Here is a 3,332-nt window from a genome sequence, read left to right on the forward strand (position 1 = left end):
CCTTGCTCTCAGCGCTTGACGACCTGGCCGGTCTCGATGTCGATCACGTCTCGCCGGGGGCCCATCGTCCGCATAGTCTCGAAGCCGTCCTCGACCATGTCGCAGTAGAGCTCCACGCGGTTGCCGTCAGGGTCGGGGAAGTACACGCTGCGCGTGACGTTGTGCTCGATGGTCGACTCCACGGCCACGCCAAGCTCGCGCAGCTCGCGATGGGCGGCCTGCAGCTCCTCGAAACTCCCCAGCTGCCACGCCGAGTGGTGCAGGCCCGGCTGGGCCGCCTCGGGCGTCTCGCCGGTGGCGAGCTGGAAGAGCGCGAGGTCGTGGTGCTGGGTGCCGAAGCTGAGGAAGACCGCACCGTGCTCCCGGTCCTCGTAGGCGAGCTTGAGGCCGAGCACGCGCGTGTAGAACTCCTTGGATTTCTGGGCATCGCGAACCTTCAGCACGATGTGGCCAAGCTTTCGGGCTTGAATCATCGCTGTGCTCCCGCGCTCAAGGGCGCCTGTGCGTGGTCAGGGCGTATCGCAGGGTCGTCACCTGGGTCAGTATAGCGCCGCTCCCTCCACTCCTTGATCGCAATCGCGTGCTTTGGATAGTGCCCGTATGTATCGAGGCGGAGGCGATGGCGGAAGCGGGTATCGCCACCGAGTTGGTCCTCGGGCACGCCTTCGATGAGCTCGATCAGCCGGCGGTGAACGTCCTCCTGGTGCTGGAACACCTCGAGCAGCGATAGAGTCTTCTTCCGTTCGGTCGTTTGGGCGTTGAAGGTATCGATGCCGCCGTACGTCACCGAGTATCGCGGTGGCCTCTTGCCCATGAGAACGAGCGGCAAATGTTTCAACGCCTCCTCTTCCCAGGTGGTTACGTGAGCAATGATGTCTCTCGCTGACCAAGCGCCGGTAACGCCGGGCTCGAGCAATTCCGAATCCGGCAATCCGGCGTACGACTCTCTGAATACAGACCACGCCTTATCGAGTCGCTGCAATAGCTGCCCTCGTCTGTCCATAAGGCATCCTTTCGCCACTGTCCATTGGAAAGCCCCTTCTCGTAGTTGTACGAAGGGGGTCGGTCGTTTGGGTGGAATCGGGCCGCCCTTCAGCCGAGGTACGACGACACGAAGGTACCGCCGGCCGGCCGCCCGGCAAAGCGCGCCAGACGGAAAGGCCTCGGACTTACCGGAGGCGTCGAACCCGTGATGAGCGCCGCCATCATCTCGCCGACGGCCGGGGCGAGCTTGAAGCCGTGGCCCGACATGCCGGCGGCGATGAAGAATCCCTTCACCGGCGACTCGTCGAGAATGGGCATCCAGTCCGGCGTGATGTCGAAGGCGCCGGCCCAGCCCCGGGCGTAGCGGGCGGCGCCGAGGGCCGGCAGCGCCCGGCTCGTGCGCTCCAGCACCGCCTCCGCTTCTTCGAAGCCCGGCTCGGCGCCGAGCAGCTCCGGATCCATGGGATGCTGCGTCTCGTCGTCGGTCAGCGAGCCAGTCAGCGTGAGCCCGCCCGTCTCAGGCTTCACGTAGCAGCCGCCGTGGAGATCGAGGTAGACCATGTGGGCCCGGCCGAAGCCAGAGTCGCGCTCGAGGACGAAGACCGGATGCCTGCCGATGACGATGGGCAGCTCGACCCCCGCGAGGCGCGCGAGACCGGGGGACCAGAGCCCGGCCGCGTTGACCACGGCCGGAGTGGTGATCTCCTCGCCCGAGGCGGTCACCACGCCCGTGATCCTGCCGCCCGCCTGGCGGATCGCCGTCACCTCCTGGCCCTGCTCGATCGTTACACCGCGCTTGCGCGCCGCATCGGCGTAGCCGGCGGTGACGGCCGAGGGATCGCCGTACCCTGAGCCGGGCTCGTAGAGTACGGCGCCGAGCCCGGCAGGATCGATGCGCGGCTCGACGCGCCTCAAGTCACGCGGCTCGAGGATCTCGCCGCTGACACCCAAGCTGCGCTGGACCGCGAGCGTCTTTTCTAGGGATGGGCGCATGGCGGCGCCGACACCGATGAGGACGCCGCAGCGGACAAAGCCCGACTCTCCGCCCACCACCTCGCCGAAGCGCTCGAAGACGGCGAGCGAGCGCAGCACCATCTGCGTCGTCTCAGGCGTGGGGTAGAGCTGGCGGATCACGCCGACCGAGCGGCCGGTGCCTCCTGAGCCGAGGAAGCGGCGCTCCAGCACCAGGACGCGCTTGACGCCGGCTCCCGCCAGCTGGAAGGCGAGCGAGCAGCCGGTGACGCCGCCGCCGACGATGACGGCGTCGGCGGTCCTCAGAGAGCGACCTCCGTGCCGATGCCGCGCGCCATGGCCCGATCATACGCCAGCCGCGCCGAGGCCGCGTCCTCCGGGGCCCAGCCCACCGACTTGAAGAGGGTGATCTCGTCGGGACGTGTGCGCCCGGGCTTCTTGCGCGCCACGACCTCGGCCAGCTCGGCCCTGACGTGGCGCCGCGTGATGGCGCCCGCCTTGATCGGGATGAGGAGGTCGCCGGCCTCCGCCCACGCGCCGTGGTAGGTGTCCACGACGACGCGCGCGCGCATGATGGTCTCGGTGTCGACCTCGCGGGTCGTGGGCCTGAACGCGCCGACGGCGTCCACGTGGGCGCCGGGCCTGAGATCGCGCCCTGCGAAGACGGGACGGGATGAGGTTGTCGCGCACGTCACGACGTCTGCTTCGCGGACCGCCGCGCGGCTGTCGCGCGCGACCTCGACCGGCACGCCGAGGGCGCCGCGCATCCGTGTTGCGAAGGCCTGGGCGCGGGCCGGGTCGCGCCCGACGACGGCGATCGACTCGAGCGGCAGGACGGCGTTCAGACAACGGAGCTGGAACTCGGCCTGGACTCCCGCGCCGAAGCAGGCGACGCGCCGGGAATCCGGGCGCGCGAGATACTTTGCGGCGACGGCGGAGGCCGCGCCCGTGCGGATGGCGGTGAGGAAGCCCGCCTCCATGAAGGCGAGCGGCGCGCCGGTCTCGGGGTCACTCAGCAGGTACGAGGCGTGGAGCGTCGGCAGTCCGCGCTTGCGATTGGCCTCGACGACGCTGACGAGCTTCGCGCCGAGCGCCTGGCGTCGGGGCAGGGCCGAGATCATGCCGAGGAACACCCCGCCCTTCGCCATGGGCAGGACGGCGCGGGGCAGGGCGGGGGCGCGGCCTGCCGCCGCCTCGCGGAACGCCGACTCGACAGCAATGATGACCGCCGCCGGCTCGAGCACGCGCTCGAGGTCGGCGCGCGTGAGGACGAGCATCAGGCGGCCGTTGCCGCGGCCCGCTTGATCATGCGCTTGATCGTCGCCTCGAGGACCAGCTCGCCGCGATGGTTCAGCACCTCGTGCTTGTAGGTGACG

4 protein-coding genes are annotated in these 3,332 nt (G+C 69.2%); all 4 read right to left on the bottom strand.

Going from position 1 to position 3,332, the window contains the following annotated elements; genetic code table 11:
* Nucleotides 1-8: 8 nt before the first annotated feature.
* The 4 genes from VGV06_03685 to VGV06_03700 all read right to left on the bottom strand — a co-directional run bounded on the left by VGV06_03685 (nt 9) and on the right by VGV06_03700 (nt 3,233).
* Nucleotides 9-473 (bottom strand): VOC family protein, encoded by a 465-nt coding sequence (locus VGV06_03685; protein HEV2054258.1) that lies wholly within the window; start codon nt 471-473, stop codon nt 9-11.
* On the bottom strand, nt 470-982 hold the full coding sequence (locus VGV06_03690; protein ID HEV2054259.1) for a DinB family protein: 513 nt from the start codon (nt 980-982) through the stop codon (nt 470-472). Before VGV06_03690 ends, VGV06_03685 begins: the two co-directional genes overlap by 4 nt.
* A 110-nt stretch (nt 983-1,092) precedes the next feature.
* Nucleotides 1,093-2,262: an FAD-dependent oxidoreductase gene (locus tag VGV06_03695; GenBank protein ID HEV2054260.1), complete on the bottom strand. Its 1,170-nt coding sequence runs from the start codon at nt 2,260-2,262 to the stop codon at nt 1,093-1,095.
* Nucleotides 2,259-3,233, bottom strand: coding sequence for an ornithine cyclodeaminase family protein (locus VGV06_03700; GenBank protein HEV2054261.1), 975 nt, complete (start codon nt 3,231-3,233; stop codon nt 2,259-2,261). The genes VGV06_03695 and VGV06_03700 overlap by 4 nt, the downstream gene beginning before the upstream one ends.
* Nucleotides 3,234-3,332 lie beyond the last annotated feature (99 nt).

Source organism: Candidatus Methylomirabilota bacterium (assembly GCA_035936835.1).
Lineage (GTDB): Bacteria > Methylomirabilota > Methylomirabilia > Rokubacteriales > CSP1-6 > AR37.